Annotated in this window: 15 protein-coding genes; 8 read left to right on the top strand and 7 right to left on the bottom strand. The window is 44.7% G+C overall.

The window, feature by feature from the left end; translation table 11 throughout:
• Positions 1-109 precede the first annotated feature (109 nt).
• The 4 genes from KUV50_RS16155 to KUV50_RS16140 form a co-directional block, all read right to left on the bottom strand.
• Positions 110-2,257 carry a prolyl oligopeptidase family serine peptidase gene (locus KUV50_RS16155; RefSeq protein ID WP_222581225.1) on the bottom strand — a complete coding sequence of 716 codons (2,148 nt, stop codon included), beginning with the start codon at positions 2,255-2,257 and terminating at the stop codon, positions 110-112.
• A gap of 631 nt (positions 2,258-2,888) precedes the next feature.
• Positions 2,889-3,275: a VOC family protein gene (locus tag KUV50_RS16150; RefSeq protein ID WP_410000068.1), complete on the bottom strand. Its 387-nt coding sequence runs from the start codon at positions 3,273-3,275 to the stop codon at positions 2,889-2,891.
• A 22-nt stretch (positions 3,276-3,297) separates the two neighbouring features.
• On the bottom strand, positions 3,298-3,669 hold the full coding sequence (locus tag KUV50_RS16145) for a VOC family protein (RefSeq protein ID WP_222581223.1): 372 nt from the start codon (positions 3,667-3,669) through the stop codon (positions 3,298-3,300).
• A 98-nt stretch (positions 3,670-3,767) separates the two neighbouring features.
• The gene (locus KUV50_RS16140; RefSeq protein ID WP_222581222.1) at positions 3,768-4,340 is read right to left on the bottom strand and encodes a Crp/Fnr family transcriptional regulator; all 573 of its coding nucleotides are present in this window, start codon (positions 4,338-4,340) and stop codon (positions 3,768-3,770) included.
• Positions 4,341-4,508: 168 nt separating this feature from the next.
• On the opposite strand from KUV50_RS16140, the gene KUV50_RS16135 reads away from it, so the two are divergent.
• Positions 4,509-5,495 carry a hypothetical protein gene (locus KUV50_RS16135; RefSeq protein WP_222581221.1) on the top strand — a complete coding sequence of 329 codons (987 nt, stop codon included), beginning with the start codon at positions 4,509-4,511 and terminating at the stop codon, positions 5,493-5,495.
• Positions 5,496-5,674: 179 nt separating this feature from the next.
• Here KUV50_RS16135 and KUV50_RS16130 read toward each other — a convergent pair whose 3' ends face one another.
• From KUV50_RS16130 to KUV50_RS16120, 3 genes are all read right to left on the bottom strand, one after another.
• Entirely contained in the window at positions 5,675-6,799 is a 1,125-nt protein-coding gene (locus tag KUV50_RS16130; RefSeq protein WP_222581220.1) for an aminotransferase class V-fold PLP-dependent enzyme, read from the bottom strand.
• A gap of 343 nt (positions 6,800-7,142) precedes the next feature.
• On the bottom strand, positions 7,143-8,333 hold the full coding sequence (locus KUV50_RS16125) for a proline dehydrogenase family protein (protein ID WP_222581219.1): 1,191 nt from the start codon (positions 8,331-8,333) through the stop codon (positions 7,143-7,145).
• A gap of 390 nt (positions 8,334-8,723) precedes the next feature.
• Positions 8,724-9,458, bottom strand: a complete 735-nt coding sequence (locus tag KUV50_RS16120) for a shikimate dehydrogenase family protein (RefSeq protein ID WP_261395327.1) — start codon at positions 9,456-9,458, stop codon at positions 8,724-8,726.
• Between the two features lie 216 nt (positions 9,459-9,674).
• Here KUV50_RS16120 and miaB point away from each other — a divergent pair, with 216 nt between their 5' ends.
• From miaB to groL, 7 genes are all read left to right on the top strand, one after another.
• A complete protein-coding gene (gene miaB, locus KUV50_RS16115; protein WP_222581217.1) occupies positions 9,675-11,105 on the top strand; it encodes a tRNA (N6-isopentenyl adenosine(37)-C2)-methylthiotransferase MiaB in 1,431 nt (476 codons plus the stop codon).
• Positions 11,102-12,391 carry a sigma-54 interaction domain-containing protein gene (locus KUV50_RS16110; RefSeq protein ID WP_222581216.1) on the top strand — a complete coding sequence of 430 codons (1,290 nt, stop codon included), beginning with the start codon at positions 11,102-11,104 and terminating at the stop codon, positions 12,389-12,391. The genes miaB and KUV50_RS16110 overlap by 4 nt, the downstream gene beginning before the upstream one ends.
• The gene (gene lptE / locus KUV50_RS16105; protein WP_222581215.1) at positions 12,388-12,894 is read left to right on the top strand and encodes an LPS assembly lipoprotein LptE; all 507 of its coding nucleotides are present in this window, start codon (positions 12,388-12,390) and stop codon (positions 12,892-12,894) included. Before KUV50_RS16110 ends, lptE begins: the two co-directional genes overlap by 4 nt.
• 83 nt (positions 12,895-12,977) lie before the next feature.
• The gene (locus tag KUV50_RS16100) at positions 12,978-13,970 is read left to right on the top strand and encodes a hypothetical protein (protein ID WP_222581214.1); all 993 of its coding nucleotides are present in this window, start codon (positions 12,978-12,980) and stop codon (positions 13,968-13,970) included.
• A gap of 4 nt (positions 13,971-13,974) precedes the next feature.
• The gene (gene secG / locus KUV50_RS16095) at positions 13,975-14,241 is read left to right on the top strand and encodes a preprotein translocase subunit SecG (protein ID WP_222581213.1); all 267 of its coding nucleotides are present in this window, start codon (positions 13,975-13,977) and stop codon (positions 14,239-14,241) included.
• Between the two features lie 478 nt (positions 14,242-14,719).
• Positions 14,720-14,989, top strand: a complete 270-nt coding sequence (groES, locus tag KUV50_RS16090; RefSeq protein ID WP_410000067.1) for a co-chaperone GroES — start codon at positions 14,720-14,722, stop codon at positions 14,987-14,989.
• Positions 14,990-15,042: 53 nt separating this feature from the next.
• Complete coding sequence (groL, locus tag KUV50_RS16085; RefSeq protein WP_222581211.1) at positions 15,043-16,692, top strand: chaperonin GroEL; 1,650 nt, start codon at positions 15,043-15,045, stop codon at positions 16,690-16,692.
• The last annotated feature ends 364 nt before the right edge of the window (positions 16,693-17,056 follow it).

Below are 17,056 nucleotides of genomic sequence, written 5' to 3'. Positions count from 1 at the left end.
TTTGACCAACAGACAGCCATAAAGCACAAAGCTAAGGACATTAAATGAAAAGACTTCTTCCGTTAAAATGCATTTTTACACATACGGCATGCCACAAGTCGACACAGGATCAATACCTCTCATCCATATTGTAAAACAGAAACGACCACACATCGGCCTGTTCATCCAGGATCTTTGACGTCGGTTTGCCTGCGCCATGCCCCGCATCTTTGTCGATCCGGATTAATACCGGTGCTGGTCCTGCCTGCACTTCCTGCAACCGGGCTGCAAATTTAAAACTGTGCGCCGGCACCACACGATCATCGTGGTCCGCTGTCGTCACTAAAGTGGCCGGATAAGCGGTGCCTTCTTCCAGATTGTGGTACGGTGAATATGCATAGAGAAACTTAAACTGCTCGGGATCATCGCTGGAACCGTATTCCGGTACCCAGCCCCAGCCAATGGTAAACTTATGAAACCGCAACATATCCAACACGCCGACGCCGGGGAAGGCCACCTGAAACAGTTCCGGCCGCTGAGTCATACACGCGCCGACCAGCAATCCCCCATTGGATCGTCCGGAGATGGCCAGTTTCTTACTGTTTGTGTATCCCTCATCAATAAGATATTCCGCTGCAGCAATAAAATCATCGAACACGTTTTGCTTTTTTTCCAACATTCCCTGCTGATGCCATTCCTCGCCGTATTCACCACCTCCCCGGAGATTGGGCATGGCATACACTCCGCCTTTTTCCAGTAAGACCAGTCTCGAGGATGAAAACGAGGGCCCCAGGCTGATGTTGAATCCACCATAACCATAGAGGAGTGTGGGATTCTGACCATCAAGCTCTACATCCTTTCTATGAACGATAAACATGGATACTTCGGTCCCGTCTTTGCTCGGATACCACACTTGCTTCTCCAAGTATTCCGCCGGGTCGAAGTCTAGGTCGGACGCAAACATCACCTCGGAGGTGCCAGATTCAATGTCATACCGAAAGATCGTCGACGGATAGATAAAAGACGTATACGAATAATAAGTCTCCGTGGCTTCTGATTTGCCGCCAAAACCACCCACGGAACCGGTTCCGGGCAGATCCAATTTTCGCTCTTCATTTCCATCAAAATCATACACATAAATCTGATTGGTCGCATTCTGCAGATAATTTGCAAAAAGTTTTCCGCCAGTCGAACGGACCGATTCCAGTAAATAATCCTGTTCAGGCAATACATCTTCCCAATTGCGGATATCCGGATCATCTGCCGGCACCCGGACCAACCGGTAATTGGGGGCGTCCACATCGGTCAACACATAAAAATAACCGTCCCGGTGATCGACCACAGAATTCTTATTCGTAAACCCGGTAAACAAGGGTTCAAAATCGGATTTATCGGCATACAAAGACATAAACCAGGTCTCAAACCCATCGGTCCCGCTGGCTTTTTCCATAATCAGAAATCTGTTGTCTTCCGTCACGGCGACATTGTGGTACATTTTGGGCGCTTTATCATCCCGGTAAATCAATTCATCCTGCGCTTGATCCTGCCCCAGGGTATGATAATACACACTGTGAAAACTATTTTCATTACTCAACTCCATGCCTTCATCCGGTGCCGGATACCGGCTGTAAAAGAACCCGTTGCCATGCCAGCTGGCCCCGGAAAACTTCACCCATTCCAGTTTATCTTCCAGGACTTCGCCATTTTCCAGGTTCATCACATGAATCGTTCCCCAGTCTGATCCGGCTTCTTGTACCAGAAAAGCCATGTATTGGTTGTCCCTAGAGGCACCGATTAGTGAAATTGCAGACGTCCCCGACTCGGACCAGGCGTTGGGGTCGAGCAATACATCCGCGTTCGTTGGATCATCGCCCCGATCCATGATATAAATAACCGGTTGATTCTGTAATCCATCGTTCTTATAAAAAATCAACTGATTACCCACCTGACGGGGTACCGAGTATTTGGTATAGTTATACAACTCCTCGCACCGGTCCCGGATTTCCGATCGGAACGGAATGTGATGGAGATAATCAAAGGTCACTTCATTCTGAGCATCCACCCAGGCTTCTACTTCTGCGGCGGTATCTACCTCCAACCAACGATAAGGGTCAGCGACTTCCGTCCCAAAATAGTCATCGACCACTTCACCCTTCGTGGTGGGTGGGTAGGTAAAATCATAAGCCGGGTAAGAAAGCCTGTCATCCTTTTTTTCTTCCGTACAAGCGATCATACAAGAGGTCAGTATGAGGATAGCGATGATGGATAAAAAATTCATATTTAAGTGTTTGTGATTCAATAGTGCTTACAAAAATACGAAGATAAATGAAATTACGCGGTGCAGGTATCGTCTTGATTTTTTTCACAGAGTCACACCAAGTAGTCACCGAAGGTCAGAGCAAATGAATAGTTTACCCTTCGGCTTAATTGAGCTTGTATAAAATCTTTGTGCCGCTCCATGAACCTCTCCGTGGAATATTCTGAACACGATTGCCGGATTGGCAGAATACACAAGATTCATGCTCAGCTGTGAAACCTAAATACCCGCTCCTTAAATAAACTGATATCTTTGTGTCGCTCCGTGAAAAACCTCCGTGCCGCTCCGTGAAAATACTCCATGGAAAATTCTGACCATGATTATCGGATTGGCAGAATACACAAGATTCATGCTCAGCTGAGAAACCTAAATACCCGCTCCTTATATAAACTGATTTCTTTGTGTCTCCCATGAAACCCTCTGTGTCCCTCCGTGATAATCTCCGTGGAATATTCTGAACACGATTACTGGATTGGCAGAATACACAAGATTTATGCTCAGCTGTGAAACCTAAATACCCGCTCCTTATATAAACTGATATCTTTGTGCCGCTCCGTGAAACAATTTTAATTGAATCTTTCTATGAAAATCGTCACTCCATCGAGTGCAATCCAAACATATTGCCTTCCGTATCCGTACATAAAGTCACAAATCCATGTTTACCGATGGCCATTTTGGACTGAACGATTTTTCCACCTGCATCCACCACCCGGTTTTCTTCGGTCGTACAGTTCTGGCTGCCAAAATAAACCAATGTACTGTTCTTACCCGATTCAAAACCGGCCATTTTTACCAGTGCTCCGCCAGCTCCATAGCCTTCCATATCACCGGGGAAGCCTCTCATGACCATCGATGGGCCATCGTTTTCTGTGGGATCCGTCATATCTTTTAACTCGACACCCAATACTGTTTCATAAAACTGTTGTGCCCGATCCATGTCCTCGACATAAATTTCAAACCATACTACTTTTGACATTATTTTATTTTTAGAGTGTGAAAATTCATCGGTGTTGATCAATAAGAATCACATTCCCGTCCGGATCTGTGACCACGATACTCGCCGGTCCTTCTGTATTCTCATCGGCTTCCCGCTCCAGATTGATGCCCTGATCTATCAGTTGTTTCTGAATGGTCCGGACGTCATCAAAGTCATCGAGTGGTTGTGCATCCTGATCCCAGCCTGGATTAAAAGTTAGAAGATTCCCCTCAAACATATCCTGGAACAAGCCAATCAGCGTGTTCTCGTTTTTCATGATCAGGTAATTCATCTCGAGTGCTCCACCGAAAACACGAAATCCAAGGTGTTCATAGAATTCTTTGGATGCAGATAAGTTTTTGACATTCAGACTGACTGAAAAAGCACCTAATTTCATAGAAATATTTTTGCAATTAATTATACCCAGGTAAGATACATACTGCATCCCATTTTTTTCTTGTCCTATGTCAAGAAAATAGTTTATACGCTCGGTCATCAACTATTCGTTACTTCTCTTCTGATCCGGCTCAGTGAGCTGTCCGTGATACCCAGATAACTGGCAATTTGTTTTAAAGGAGCTAGCCGCAATACTTCCGGATTTTCTTTCATCAAGGCCAAATAACGATCTTTTGCACTGTTGGTGATCATCGCATTGGTACGTCGCTTCAGATCAAACCATTGGCTGATCATCCAGTTCCGCCCCCATTCGCGAACACCTTCTATATCATGAAACAATTGTTGAAAAGTGTCGTATTCCATTTTCCAGGCGACCCCGTCTGTTAAAGTTTGCAAGTATTCCACGGTTGGTGTACGTTGGAAAAGGGAAGCTGCTTCAATTAGGATCTCACCTTCCCGGATAAAACCGGTGGTCATTTCGTTTCCATCGCTATCCATCACATAGGTTCGGGCGAGACCGGACTCCATGACATAGTAGTTATGGGCAATTTGGCCCGCTTCTAGAAAATGATGGTGTCGGGAAAAGGATATTTTTTGGTGTGCCGCTGCGACTGTGACCAGATCGGACTCCGTCAGAAGATGGTGCTGGTAAATAGTTTGGAAAACTTCCATGGTTTCAATTTAATGATTCGAATTATTCAATATTAAGCCAAAGATTTGATGCTCCTTCAGCATCTGTCAAATCTAATTTTTATTTTCTAACCACCAAGCTAGGCACTTCCTCATAATCTTCAATGTTAATCTCCGGTTTTTATAGACCATTTCCTTATTTTTGTTTTCATGGACATTCGCCTCATTCCCGATCTTATTCGTCAATGGATTGATATCCACCTACTCACCGATGCGATGTACCGCGAACTTCCGGAAGATGATCGGGATGACTGGTCGGATCTGCCCTGGAACCGCTACCAAAACTTTTACGGGGTATTGGTTCCGGTGATTATTCATGATGCGTTGTTCCGATTGCACCAGGTTCCCAAAGACCCAGAACTCCGAAAGGTCGCTTCCGCTCAAGCTCTGGTCACTGGTATTTTCGACGATCTGTTTGACCGGTTGCACTTACCGGGTGACCGGATCCGGGCGCTCATGGAAACACCCGATTACATTATTTCTTCGGAACATCTGGAAGAATACCTCTGCCAATATCTGCTCCGGGAGATCTATAAGCATTTTTCCGGCAACCAACACCTGCTGGATAAAAGCATTAGCGGTATTATCCGGGCCCAGCAATCCTCCGCTCAGCAACGCACGGAATCGAATCGTCAGTCACCGCAAGCCGACCTTCACAAAAACGATCTAATTCACATCACCAAAGAAAAAGGCGCGAAGGCGGTTCTTTTTTACCGAAGTTGTATCAATCGGTCCCTGACCACGGAAGAGGATCTCTTTCTTGCAGAATTGGGAGCCATGTTGCAAATGACCAATGACATTAATGACGCACTAAAAGATCACCAAAACGGAGAGGTCACGATAATGACTCTGGGTCTGCCCCTTCAAGAAGTACGTACAATTTTTGATGACCAATTAAAGCTGGTGAGGGAAGCTCGAAAAGCACTGTCCGATGAGCGATATTATACAGAAGGTTTGTTCTACCGGATCCACATTTTGGTGGCACGAAGCTTGGTCACACTGGATCGGTATGCCCAAATAGTGGATGCTTCTGAACCTTTTGACATCCGCGATATTCCACCAAACAAGGTAATTTCCGGACTTGATATCAAAAAAATCCCAAGCTGGCGGCGCTATTACCGGGAGATGTCAGATTAGAATATGAAATAGTAAAGTAAGCAAGAATGATTGAAAATCCGTGAGCGACTGCAAAGCGGTCCAAAGTATGTTAGCAAATGGCTCAGCCAAGTGAAATCGACTTCAGAAAAGTCGCAATGATAATTGATCAACCCATTGAATCAACAACATCTGAACCAGATATCCCTGAGCAGTCTCCCCTATCCTTGAAACTCATTTAATACTTCCGCCAGGTAGGCCATCTCTTCATTGGTATTGTAATAATGTGCAGCCACCCGAAGATATCCGCCACGGGCAGAGGTCACGATGTTTCGTTCCCGCAGATAAGCCTCCACAGCTTCTGAGTTCGGATGATGCACACTCAATATACCCGATCGGTGGATGCGGGGCCAGGTCAAAGGCGTAAATTCCGGATGGTCCAATCGATCGAGAAAATGATCCTGCAAATGGAACAACTTAGCGGCCAGAGTGACCGGTTCAAGATCACCTAAAAACACTTCTTCCAACACCCGATTGAGTCCGGCGACGAGGTAAACCGGTGAGGTAGCGTACTCATACCGACGCGCGGATTCGTGTGGATTCCATGTGTGATTCAGGAAGTCTGTCCCCTGCTCCATGGTTTCAGCTCCGATCACTGTCATGGCCAATTTTTCCCGCAGTTTGGGACTGGTGTAAAACGGAGCGATCCCCATCGGACCGCGCATCCATTTCCAGCCCGAGCCGGACAACGCTGAGATTTGATATTTTTCCACATCAATCGGCAGTGCTCCCAGGCTTTGCGCGCCATCCACGATAAAATAAATCCCTCGTTCCTGGCAAAATCCACCCAGCTTCTCCAAGTCCGCTGCATAACCCGACACAAACTGCACATGGCTCATGACGATCATCCGCGTCCGGTCCGTGACCTTGCGTTCCAGTTCTTCCCAAGACCAGAATCCGGGTAACTCATCCGGGATTCCGTGAAAATCATTTTCATTGTCGAGCACCTGAATGCGAACTCCCCGATTCCGGAGATTAATCCACGGATAATAGTTGGCGGGATATTCATGGGTATAAAGCACCACTTCATCCCCTTCCTCCCACGGATATCCGTTCGCCACCATGGACAGTGCTTCGGTGGTATTCTTCACTACAGCCATATTCTCTGGTCCGGTATTCAGATATTGGCCAAACAACGATTTGGCTTTATCGAGTTCCTGGATGTAATGATCCCGGAACAAGACATCTCCCTTTGTCGCATGAAGATCAATTAATTCGTTCATAATTTTTCGGGCACCGGTATAGAGCGGGCTTAAACCGCAGTGAGCCAAATAGATTTGGGACATAAGTTCTTAGTTTTTAGATATTAGTGGGTACGAATTTAGCTTCCATCATAAAGAAGATAAAAATATATTTGATACAACAAAATAGAAATTCTGAATAAAATAAGAAGCCCCAATCCAAACAATAATTTCAGACGTCGTAGTATATCTTTTATTTTTGTAGGGCACTCCAAGCTTCTCGACGTGCATTAGATTGATATTTAAGCCGGTTATTTGATGATGATAAATTCACAAATTATTCCGGACTTCAGAATTCTCTGAACATCAACTTCCCAGTTCAAAGTCGCCTGAGTCGTACCAACATCGAAGCATACCCAATTAAAATTTAAACACTCAAAATTAAGAATTAAGAATTCTTCCTCCGTTCCAGCTCCCGTCGGATCAGTTTATACTCCCGGTTAAATTCATTGGACATCGCCTTGTTTTCTTCTGCCCGCCGGATCAGATACGGAAACGCTTCCTTGACCGGACCATACGGCACATACTTGGCTACATTGTACCCGTGAGCACCCAGATTGAAGGTGATGTCATCGCCCATGCCGTAAAGCTGGCAAAAATTGAGGTGCGGATGGTCGCGCCGGGCCGGAAGTTCTTCGATAAAATCAGCCAGTATTTTACAGCTGATCAAATTGTGCGTGGCAGCACACAACGCAATGTTCTCATAGTGCTCCGCACAAAACAGAATGCCTTCGTTAAAATCCCGATCCACCACTTTCTTGTTCGCTGATATCGGACTGGGGTAATTTTTGCGCTTTGCCCGGGCCCGCTCCTTTTCCATATATGCCCCCCGAACCAGCTTAGCGCCGAAAATATACTCCTCCTCTTGCGCCCGACGATAAGATTGTTTCAAAAAATCCAACCGGTCGTGCCGATACATTTGGTAGGTATTGTACACCACCACTTCATCCTGATTGTACCGCTTCATCATCTCATTGGCCAGAAAATCAATGGCATCCTGATGCCAACTCTCTTCCGCATCAATAAATATCTTCATTCCATATTCGGCAGCATGATCGCAGATCTCAATCAACCGCTGAACAACTCGATCCCATTTCTCATCAAAATCACTATTCCGCAATCCGGTTTCTGCCCATGCTTGGAGTGTTTTATTTTGGGCCAAAGCACTGACCTTGATCGTGATCACCGGCACAGTAGGCTGATTTGCTGCAAAATGAATGGTTTGGATAAACTGATCGCGGGCTCCATCCAACTCTTCCTCCTCATGTTTTCCCTCTACGGCATAATCGAGCACTACCAGACAATGGTGATTGCTGAGATTGTCAATAAGCGGCTCCGTATCCTCCAGAGACACACCCCCGATAAACTGCTGATAAACCGTTTCCTTAATCAAATAAGGCGCTAATGGAAGCCGAAACTTCAATGCCCACGCCCCCATTTTTATAAAAATGTGCGACCAAAATGACCGGCTCATCAACCGGAACAACCACAGTGCCAGCCGAAGTTGGGCAGTAGATTTGTAAGCAAAGGCCACTTCTGTGTTCTCAAAATTGACCCGTTGTTCCTCGTCTTTATTCATAATTTAGTGCTTAATATATAGGTCATAGAACTTATTGAATAGCGCTTAGTACCTCGTACTATGGTGCATTGTTCACTTCATTCACCATTTATCTCGTGAAACTTGCGTAGCCCGCTTTATTCACCACGTCGATCATTTGTGATACATAATATGTAGTGTATCAATTGCTTAATTTCCAAAATTGGGCACATTACATAGCCCAATTTTGGGTGACGTTTGACTTTTGCGGAGCAGGATCTATTTCACCAAACTATGGCGCAAGCGACCAGCGGGGGAAATTATTCCGTCACCATCAACAATCATCCATCAATAATTCACCATCAAAAATCAACAATCATCAATCAATAATTCACCATCAACAATCAATAATCAACAATCAACCATTAATAATTATTTCGTCCATATTTCCCACGAAGCTTCCGCTTGTTGTTCCAACATCATATACCCATTACTCACTTTAGCCCCCTGTTGTTTTCCTTTTTTCATAAATAAAGTCTCTTCTGGGTTGTAGATCAAATCAAACAAATAATAATTTTCATCCATCACCGCATAGGAAATATCCGGACATCGATCCACCTCCGGGTACATGCCCAATGGGGTCGTATTGATAATCAGAGAAAAGTATTTTACCGTTTCCTCATCCATATCCTCATAGGTGTATCCGTCCGTCACCGGCTTTCTGCTGACCAGCTTATAGGGAATCTTCATGCGTTCCAGCACAAACCGAACCGCCTTACTACTGCCCCCCGTTCCCAGTATGAGCGCACTCCCTGCAAAGTTTTCCGGCAAAAATGCTTCTAGCGAGCGTTGAAAACCGATAACATCAGTATTGTAACCGATTAAGCCCTCGTCGGTAATCCGGATCGTATTCACAGCACCGATCGCTGCTGCGGTCTCATCAAGCTGATCCAGGTATTCCATTACCTCCAGTTTATAAGGTATCGTCACATTGAGTCCGATCAATTCCGGATGCTCTTCCAGGGCGGTCGGAAACTCGGAGATATCAGCGAGTTCCATGGTTCCGTAGTGATATCCGGTGATGGACTCTCTGTCAAATTTTTCCGCAAAATACCGTGGAGAAAAGGTATGCCCCAACTTCCTCCCCAATAACGCTAATCTTTTCATTTTTCTATTCGTTTTCATGCTCTTTCCTCCACTAAATAAAACCATATTTCACCACAACCAACCATCTTCATTCTTTTATCGATAGGCACCCCTGCAGTTTTGCGGCTTAGCGCGAATTCCGTTGCCTTCTTTATATCAGGTGAATTATGAGCCCATTCTCTGACAAAATGTCACTAAGATCTTTTATATTTGCCACTATAAATGTAAATATTTAGCATGAGCGAACAAATAAAAGACATAAATTCTACACAAATGTTGGCCGATGAACGACAAGGAGAGGTGTATACAGACGCCACTCAGAAGCCGTCCAACGGAAAATCATATTATATAGAAAGCTATGGCTGTGCGATGAATTTTAGCGACAGTGAAATCGTGGCTTCCATCTTACAACAATCGGGTTTTGGTTCGACGAGCTCTATGTTCGACGCCGATCTAATCCTGATCAACACCTGTTCGATCCGTGAAAAAGCGGAAGATACGGTTCGGCAGCGATTGCGTGAATTTGACAAAGTCAAAGAGGAAAAGCCCGGTACGTTGGTCGGTGTCCTCGGCTGCATGGCCGAACGATTAAAAACCAAATTGCTGGAAGAAGAAAAACTGGTTGATCTGGTCGTCGGACCCGATGCTTACCGGGATCTACCCAAGCTAATCCAGACCGCCGAAGATGGAGATAAGGGAATCAATGTCTTTCTGAGCCGAGAAGAAACCTACGCGGATATTTCACCGGTTCGGTTGGATAGCAATGGAGTAACAGCTTTTATCTCTATAATGAGAGGTTGTGATAACATGTGCTCTTTTTGCGTGGTTCCGTTCACCCGCGGACGCGAGCGGAGTCGTGATCCTTTTAGTATCGTAGCGGAAGCCTCGGACTTGTTTGACAGAGGTTACCGGGAAGTGACTCTTCTGGGACAAAATGTAGATAGTTTTAATTGGACCAGTCCGGACGGGGAACACGCTGTGACCTTTGCAGAATTGCTCTGCATGGTGGCGGATGTCCACCCTGATCTCCGGGTACGATTTTCGACTTCGCACCCGAAGGACATCACCGACGATGTGCTCTATGCCATTCGCGATTATGAGAACATCTGCAATTATATTCACCTGCCCGTTCAATCCGGAAACAGCCGGGTACTTGAGTTGATGAACCGGACGTATACCAGAGCTTGGTACAAGGAAAAAGTTCGTCGCATCTATGAGGTCATTCCTGATTGTGCAATCAGTTCGGATATGATCGCTGGATTTTGCAGTGAAACAGAAGAAGAACACCAGGACACCCTAACCATGATGGATTTTGCCAAATACAGCATGTCTTATATGTTTTACTACTCCGAGCGACCTGGCACGGTTGCCGAGCGAAAATATGAAGATGACGTTCCGCTTAAGATCAAAAAACGCCGTCTGAGTGAAATTATCACCAAGCAACATGAATTGTCCAGAGCCCACAATGAGAAAGACCTGGGTAAAACTTTTAAAGTCTTGATCGAGGGCGATTCCAAAAAGTCATCAGATGATTTTAGGGGAAGAAATTCACAGAATAAAATGATTATTTTCCCAAAAAAGTCAGATTACAAACCGGGGGATTATGTACAGGTTCGGGTGAATGAAATCACCAGTGCTACATTGTTGGGAAATATTGTCGAAGCATGAATCCTACCATCCAGGGACTCAAAAGCCGGTATGGCCTGATCGGCAATTCGGAGGGGATCAATGATGCCCTGCGCAAATCAATCCGGGTGGCAGGGACAGATCTGACGGTATTGATCACAGGGGAAAGCGGGGTGGGAAAAGAGGTCATCTCCAAGATCATCCATCAACAGAGTCCGAGAAAACACAATCCATTTATCGCCATTAACTGCGGTGCGATCCCGGAAGGCACCATTAATTCAGAATTGTTTGGCCATGAAAAGGGTGCGTTTACAGGAGCTACCGCAGACCGGAAGGGTTACTTTGAAACGGTTGATGGTGGAACGATCTTTTTGGATGAAATCGGTGAATTGCCGCTTGATACGCAATCCTATCTCCTGCGGGTATTGGAGAGTGGCGAGTTTATTCGTGTCGGTTCATCTGCGGTTCTTCACACCGATGTCCGTGTCATAGCAGCCACCAATGTCGATTTATATGAACGAGTAGAAAACGGCAAGTTTCGCCGGGATCTCTATTACCGTTTAAATACGGTACCGATCGTCATTCCTCCGCTGCGGGAACGACGAGATGATATCTGGATGATCTTTCGCAAATTTAGCCTGGACATTGCGGAGCGACACCGGATTGACCCCATTACACTGACGCCGGAAGCCAAAACGTTGTTGTTGCGTTACCAATGGCCCGGCAACATTCGTGAACTTAAAAATGTAGCAGAGCAATTATCCATCATGTCCGAACGCCGCACCATCGACGAAAACGACTTGCTGGAAGTCCTGCCTGAACTCAATAATCGGTATTTGCCAGCCCGGACCACAGACGACCAAAATCTCGATGGCAACATGCAGGAACGTGAGATCCTTTACAAGTTATTATTTGACATGAAGAACGATCTCAATGAACTCAAATCACTGGTTTTTGGTCTGATCAAAGAAAACAAACTCGACATCCCGGACGCACAGAAAATACTTAGTTTACCCGAAAGGGCCTCGACCGGTCACTGGTCTGATCGATCTCTTTCCAGACAAGAAAAAGAAGACCTCATTGATGCGAGTTACAACACCGGGAAAGAGGACTTACCATCCATTATTATTGAGGATCGTAAAAAGGAACGAAGTTATTTTGAAGATTCAGAGCCCGTGGAAGAAAACCTTTCTCTGGAAGACATGGAAAAAGAGATGATCAAGAAGGCGCTGAAAAAGTACAATGGAAAACGCAAGGATGCCTCCGAGGAACTGGGTATTTCAGAACGGACCCTTTATCGTAAAATCAAACAATACGAACTGGAATGATAACAGCGATTCGCCTAACCATAGTCAGCGTATTGATATGCACGATATCGGGATGTTATTCCTTTAAAGGGGTAAGTATTCCTGAAGAAACTACTTCTTTCTATGTCCAGGATTTTGAAATCAGCAACCGGGCCCTGAAAGCACCCCGCCAACTGGGGACGGTGTTTACTGATCAGTTCAAGCGTAAAGTCCTTCGAGAGTCCCGGTTGAATTTTACGGAGACGGCTCCGGACATTGAATTCGCCGGTGAAATCTCCCGGTTTGCCATTCGATCGGTGGCTCCACAACCCGACGAGACGACTTCTTTTAGTCGATTGGATATTGCCATAAAAGTAGACTATACGGATCATCTCAATGAAGAAAACAATTGGTCTAAATCATTTTCCGATTTTAGAAATTTTGATCAGAACGTGAATTTTCTTGATGTACAGGACCAATTGGTAAAAGAGATTTTTGAGCAAATCAGTGAAGACATTTTCAATGAGACTTTTTCAAACTGGTAATTTGTTATATTGTTTTTCATGGTAAAAATTGTTAATTTACTGATCGTTCATTTATATAGACCACATATTTATAAAAGAATACAATGAATACTTCCGCATACTACATCAACGATCCCATCAAACTGGAAGAAATAGACTATGAAGATCTGCTGATCAGTATGGAGGAGCATCCCACACAAACCGAGCTAACATTTATCACGCTACTCAAACAAAAATTTGCCTTTGGACGCATTGACGATGAACTTGTCCATCATCTGATCGTTATAGAAAATGACAAGAAAACCCTGCGAGAGATGCTTAGGATCGTACAGCACTTCCCGACTAAATCCGATCTGATCCAGCAAAATAATAGTGCCGATTCCCCATCTACTGAATCTTCGACCCCGGCTACCATCATTCAGAACATTGAACCTGATGCCCAATCCGGCGAGAATAATCAAGACGATGCTGCCCACTCATCGGAGGAAACATCCAATCCCATGGACAAGGAGGTCACAAAAGAGGAAAATACAATTCCAAGCGAACCTAAACCACCCCACCAGGAAGTAAACAACGGGACAGAGGTCAAGCCTTCAGCATATGAAAAAGAAGAAAAAACTACAAAATCCAAATCCGGAAAGGAGTCGAAAAAAACGGACATAGCCAAAAAAGTAAAGCCTAAAAGAGACAAGCAAACCAAGCTTGAAAAAGTCATCGACAAAAAAAAGAACCGCAAGAAGAAGAAGAAAAAACAACGCAAATCGGCCAACGAAAAACAGACCCCACAGCAAGAAAAAGGATTTACAGCCTGGCTTCAGGAACAAGAAGTGATTCCCGGAACGGCTCGGGAATTAAAGAGAAAAAAGAAAGGCATAAAAAAGAAGAAAATAAAAACGATCACAAAAGCCGAAAAACAAGCCGAACGCAGCATTGCCGAAAATGAAGAAGTCGTTAGTGAAACTTTAGCCCGGATATATGCCCAACAAGAGCTCTATGACAAAGCCATTCAGATGTATGAAAAATTAAGTTTGAAAAACCCGGAAAAAAGTGGTTACTTTGCGGAGAAAATAAAAACGATCCAAAAATTAAAATCCTAATATCATGGTTACTGCAATGACAATCCTTATCGCGTTCATAAGTGTGCTGCTTATGTTGGTTGTCCTGATCCAAAATCCAAAAGGAGGTGGAGTTGATTCCACTTTGGGTGGTCAAAGTGCAAACCAGATGTTTGGAGCAGCGCGAAGTACCAATCTGGTCGAAAAAGCGACCTGGGGATTAGCTATTGTCCTCGTGGTTCTCTGCATCATCACAACCATTATGGTGAGCAATACCGGCGGCGATGCAGGTATCCAGCTTTTGTCTGAGTGAGGGTTTAGTTCTTAGTTCATAGTTCTTAGTTCTTAGTGCTTAGTGCTTAGTGCTTAGTGCTTAGTGCTTAGTGCTTAGTGCTGTGTGCTTGGTTTTTATTGCCAAGCGCTTGACGCTTAGTTCTTCCATAGAGAAACCAATGATACCGTTCGTTGGATCTTCCCTTGAACATCTTAACAATAGCTCAATCCATTCGAAGTTCAAATACGAAAGAAAGAAAAGGAAGTCGTAAGCTGGAAGGGTATCGATGTCCCAACATCCAGCCGCAAACTTGTAGTGTCATCAATTTCCAATACACAGCCTCCATCTGCCAAGATGTCCAAGTCCTACAAGAAGCAATTCATTTGAACCCTTTCTCTGCACAAATTGCAGACCAGTTGCCACTTTGTCAGTAAAGTTTTCATTGGCATCAAAAATGCACTATAGGCAGTTGTGAATTAAACATATTTTTTAAACCATAAAAACCTTAGGTGTTATGATGAAGCCAATCAACGACAGAGTAGTGGTAAAGCCTGCTCCCGCTGATGAAAAAACCAAAGGGGGTATTATTATCCCTGATACTGCAAAAGAAAAGCCACAGCGTGGTGAAGTCGTTGCAGTAGGTCCTGGAAAGGACGGAAATGATATGAATGTGTCCAAAGGTGACGTCGTTCTTTACGGAAAGTATGCCGGTCAGGAAATTTCCTGGGAAGGTACAGACTATCTGATTATGCGAGAAGATGATATCCTCGTAATCTTAGAAGGATAAGAGTTCTTCCATTCATTTGTTATTCTATTTTTTAAAATTTAAAATTATTTACAATGGCTAAAGAAATTAGCTTTAATCTCGAGGCGAGAAATAAACTCAAATCCGGAGTCGACCAATTAGCGAACGCAGTAAAAATCACCTTGGGCCCCAAGGGTCGTAATGTCGTGATCCAAAAATCTTTTGGAGCACCGGCCATTACCAAAGATGGTGTAACCGTAGCAAAAGAAATCGAGCTTAAGGATCCAGTTGAAAATATGGGCGCCCAAATGGTTAAGGAAGTGGCTTCCAAGACGGCAGACATTGCTGGAGACGGAACCACAACTGCTACTGTTCTGGCGCAATCTATGATCCAGTTGGGAATGAAAAACGTCACTGCTGGTGCAAATCCCATGGATTTGAAGCGAGGCATTGACCTGGCTGTAAAGTCGGTGGTCCAAAATCTTCAGAATCAGTCAGAGCGTATCGAAAGCGATCTGGAGAAAGTAAAGCAAGTAGCGGCGATTTCAGCGAACAACGATTCTGAAATCGGTGAATTAATCGCTGATGCTATGAAGCGTGTGACCAAAGACGGCGTTATTACCGTGGAAGAATCCAAAGGGACGGACACGTATGTTGATGAAGTCATCGGTATGCAGTTTGACCGGGGGTATTTGTCTCCATACTTTGTGACTGACACAGAGGATATGGTTGCCGAGTACGAAGATGCGCTTATTCTGATCCACGATAAAAAGATCTCCAATATGCAGGAGATACTTCCCTTGTTGGAAAAAGCAGTAAGCTCTGGAAAACCTTTGTTGATCATTGCCGAGGACATTGACAGCCAGGCATTGGGTGTATTGGTAGTTAACCGATTGCGAGCTCAGCTGAAAGTAGTTGCTGTAAAAGCTCCAGGTTTTGGAGACCGTCGAAAAGCTATGTTGGAAGACATCGCTATCCTCACCGGTGGTACCGTGATCAGTGAAGAAAAAGGGTACAAACTTGAGAATACCGAGCTGGAGCACCTGGGATCAGCTGAGAAAATCGAAGTTGACAAAGACAATACAACCATTGTCAATGGCAAAGGCGAGCAAGATCAGATTGATGCACGAATCAATCAAATCAAGCAGCAGATTGAAACCACTACTTCTGAATATGACAAAGAGAAGCTTCAGGAGCGGTTGGCGAAGTTGGCTGGCGGTGTAGCTGTACTATATGTAGGAGCAGCAACCGAAACAGAAATGAAAGAGAAAAAAGACCGCGTGGATGACGCACTGCATGCCACTCGCGCAGCAGTAGAGGAAGGCATCGTTGCCGGTGGTGGGGTTGCTTTGGCACGCTCCATTAACGTCCTGAAGGACCTTGAGGGCGCCAATGCAGATGAGAACATCGGAATTCAGATCGTTCGGAATGCACTGGAAGCACCACTACGCTCTATTTCCAATAATGCCGGCGTAGAAGGATCCGTGGTATTGCAAAAAGTTCTGGAAGGCGAAGGTTCTTTTGGGTACAATGCACGAACTGATGAATACACCGATTTGAAAAAAGCGGGTGTTATTGATCCAACAAAAGTTACGCGAATTGCCCTTGAAAATGCAGCTTCCATTGCGAGCATGATTCTGACCACAGACTGTGTGATCAGTGATCAGCCGGAAGACAATGATGGCGGACCTGCTGGAATGCCAGGCGGCGGTGGAATGCCAGGCGGCATGGGCGGTATGATGTAAGATAAAGCTGAAAGGCGAAAGCAAACAAGCTGAAGGCTCGAAGCGTAGAAGCTGAAAGCAGATAGAAACCGGGATGATCCAACGTGATCGTCCCGGTTTTTTTATTTCATTAAAAAAACTTTGAGCTTACTTTCTACTTTGAGCTACTCTCCTTTCCTGCATTTGTAATAATATCACAAAGTGAGACACTCGTATATTTGTTAAATTAAGAAGCTAACCTACCTTTTTTCGCGCGGTAGTATAAACCTGACAGATACTATGATCTAATCCAAGTATTTATATTGTTATTTCTCAAAATATTTTCTTAATTTAAAGATACCGAAAGAAGGCCTCAGCCGATTCAATACGCTGAAGTCTATCTAGT

Origin of the sequence: Membranihabitans marinus, from assembly GCF_019802045.1 — a bacterium.
In the GTDB taxonomy this organism is placed as follows: Bacteria; Bacteroidota; Bacteroidia; order Chitinophagales; family Saprospiraceae; genus Membranihabitans; species Membranihabitans marinus_A.
This window is presented reverse-complemented; position numbering and strand designations above follow the sequence as displayed.

Bases quoted from the DNA above. Each gene is read 5' to 3' on its own strand.
- KUV50_RS16155 (WP_222581225.1), bottom strand. From the start codon at position 2,257: ATGAATTTTTTATCCATCATCGCTATCCTCATACTGACCTCTTGTATG.
- KUV50_RS16145 (WP_222581223.1), bottom strand. From the start codon at position 3,669: ATGAAATTAGGTGCTTTTTCAGTCAGTCTGAATGTCAAAAACTTATCT.
- KUV50_RS16140 (WP_222581222.1), bottom strand. From the start codon at position 4,340: ATGGAAGTTTTCCAAACTATTTACCAGCACCATCTTCTGACGGAGTCC.
- KUV50_RS16135 (WP_222581221.1), top strand. From the start codon at position 4,509: ATGGACATTCGCCTCATTCCCGATCTTATTCGTCAATGGATTGATATC.
- KUV50_RS16130 (WP_222581220.1), bottom strand. From the start codon at position 6,799: ATGTCCCAAATCTATTTGGCTCACTGCGGTTTAAGCCCGCTCTATACC.
- KUV50_RS16125 (WP_222581219.1), bottom strand. From the start codon at position 8,333: ATGAATAAAGACGAGGAACAACGGGTCAATTTTGAGAACACAGAAGTG.
- KUV50_RS16120 (WP_261395327.1), bottom strand. From the start codon at position 9,458: ATGAAAAGATTAGCGTTATTGGGGAGGAAGTTGGGGCATACCTTTTCT.
- miaB (WP_222581217.1), top strand. From the start codon at position 9,675: ATGAGCGAACAAATAAAAGACATAAATTCTACACAAATGTTGGCCGAT.
- KUV50_RS16110 (WP_222581216.1), top strand. From the start codon at position 11,102: ATGAATCCTACCATCCAGGGACTCAAAAGCCGGTATGGCCTGATCGGC.
- lptE (WP_222581215.1), top strand. From the start codon at position 12,388: ATGATAACAGCGATTCGCCTAACCATAGTCAGCGTATTGATATGCACG.
- KUV50_RS16100 (WP_222581214.1), top strand. From the start codon at position 12,978: ATGAATACTTCCGCATACTACATCAACGATCCCATCAAACTGGAAGAA.
- secG (WP_222581213.1), top strand. From the start codon at position 13,975: ATGGTTACTGCAATGACAATCCTTATCGCGTTCATAAGTGTGCTGCTT.
- groES (WP_410000067.1), top strand. From the start codon at position 14,720: ATGAAGCCAATCAACGACAGAGTAGTGGTAAAGCCTGCTCCCGCTGAT.
- groL (WP_222581211.1), top strand. From the start codon at position 15,043: ATGGCTAAAGAAATTAGCTTTAATCTCGAGGCGAGAAATAAACTCAAA.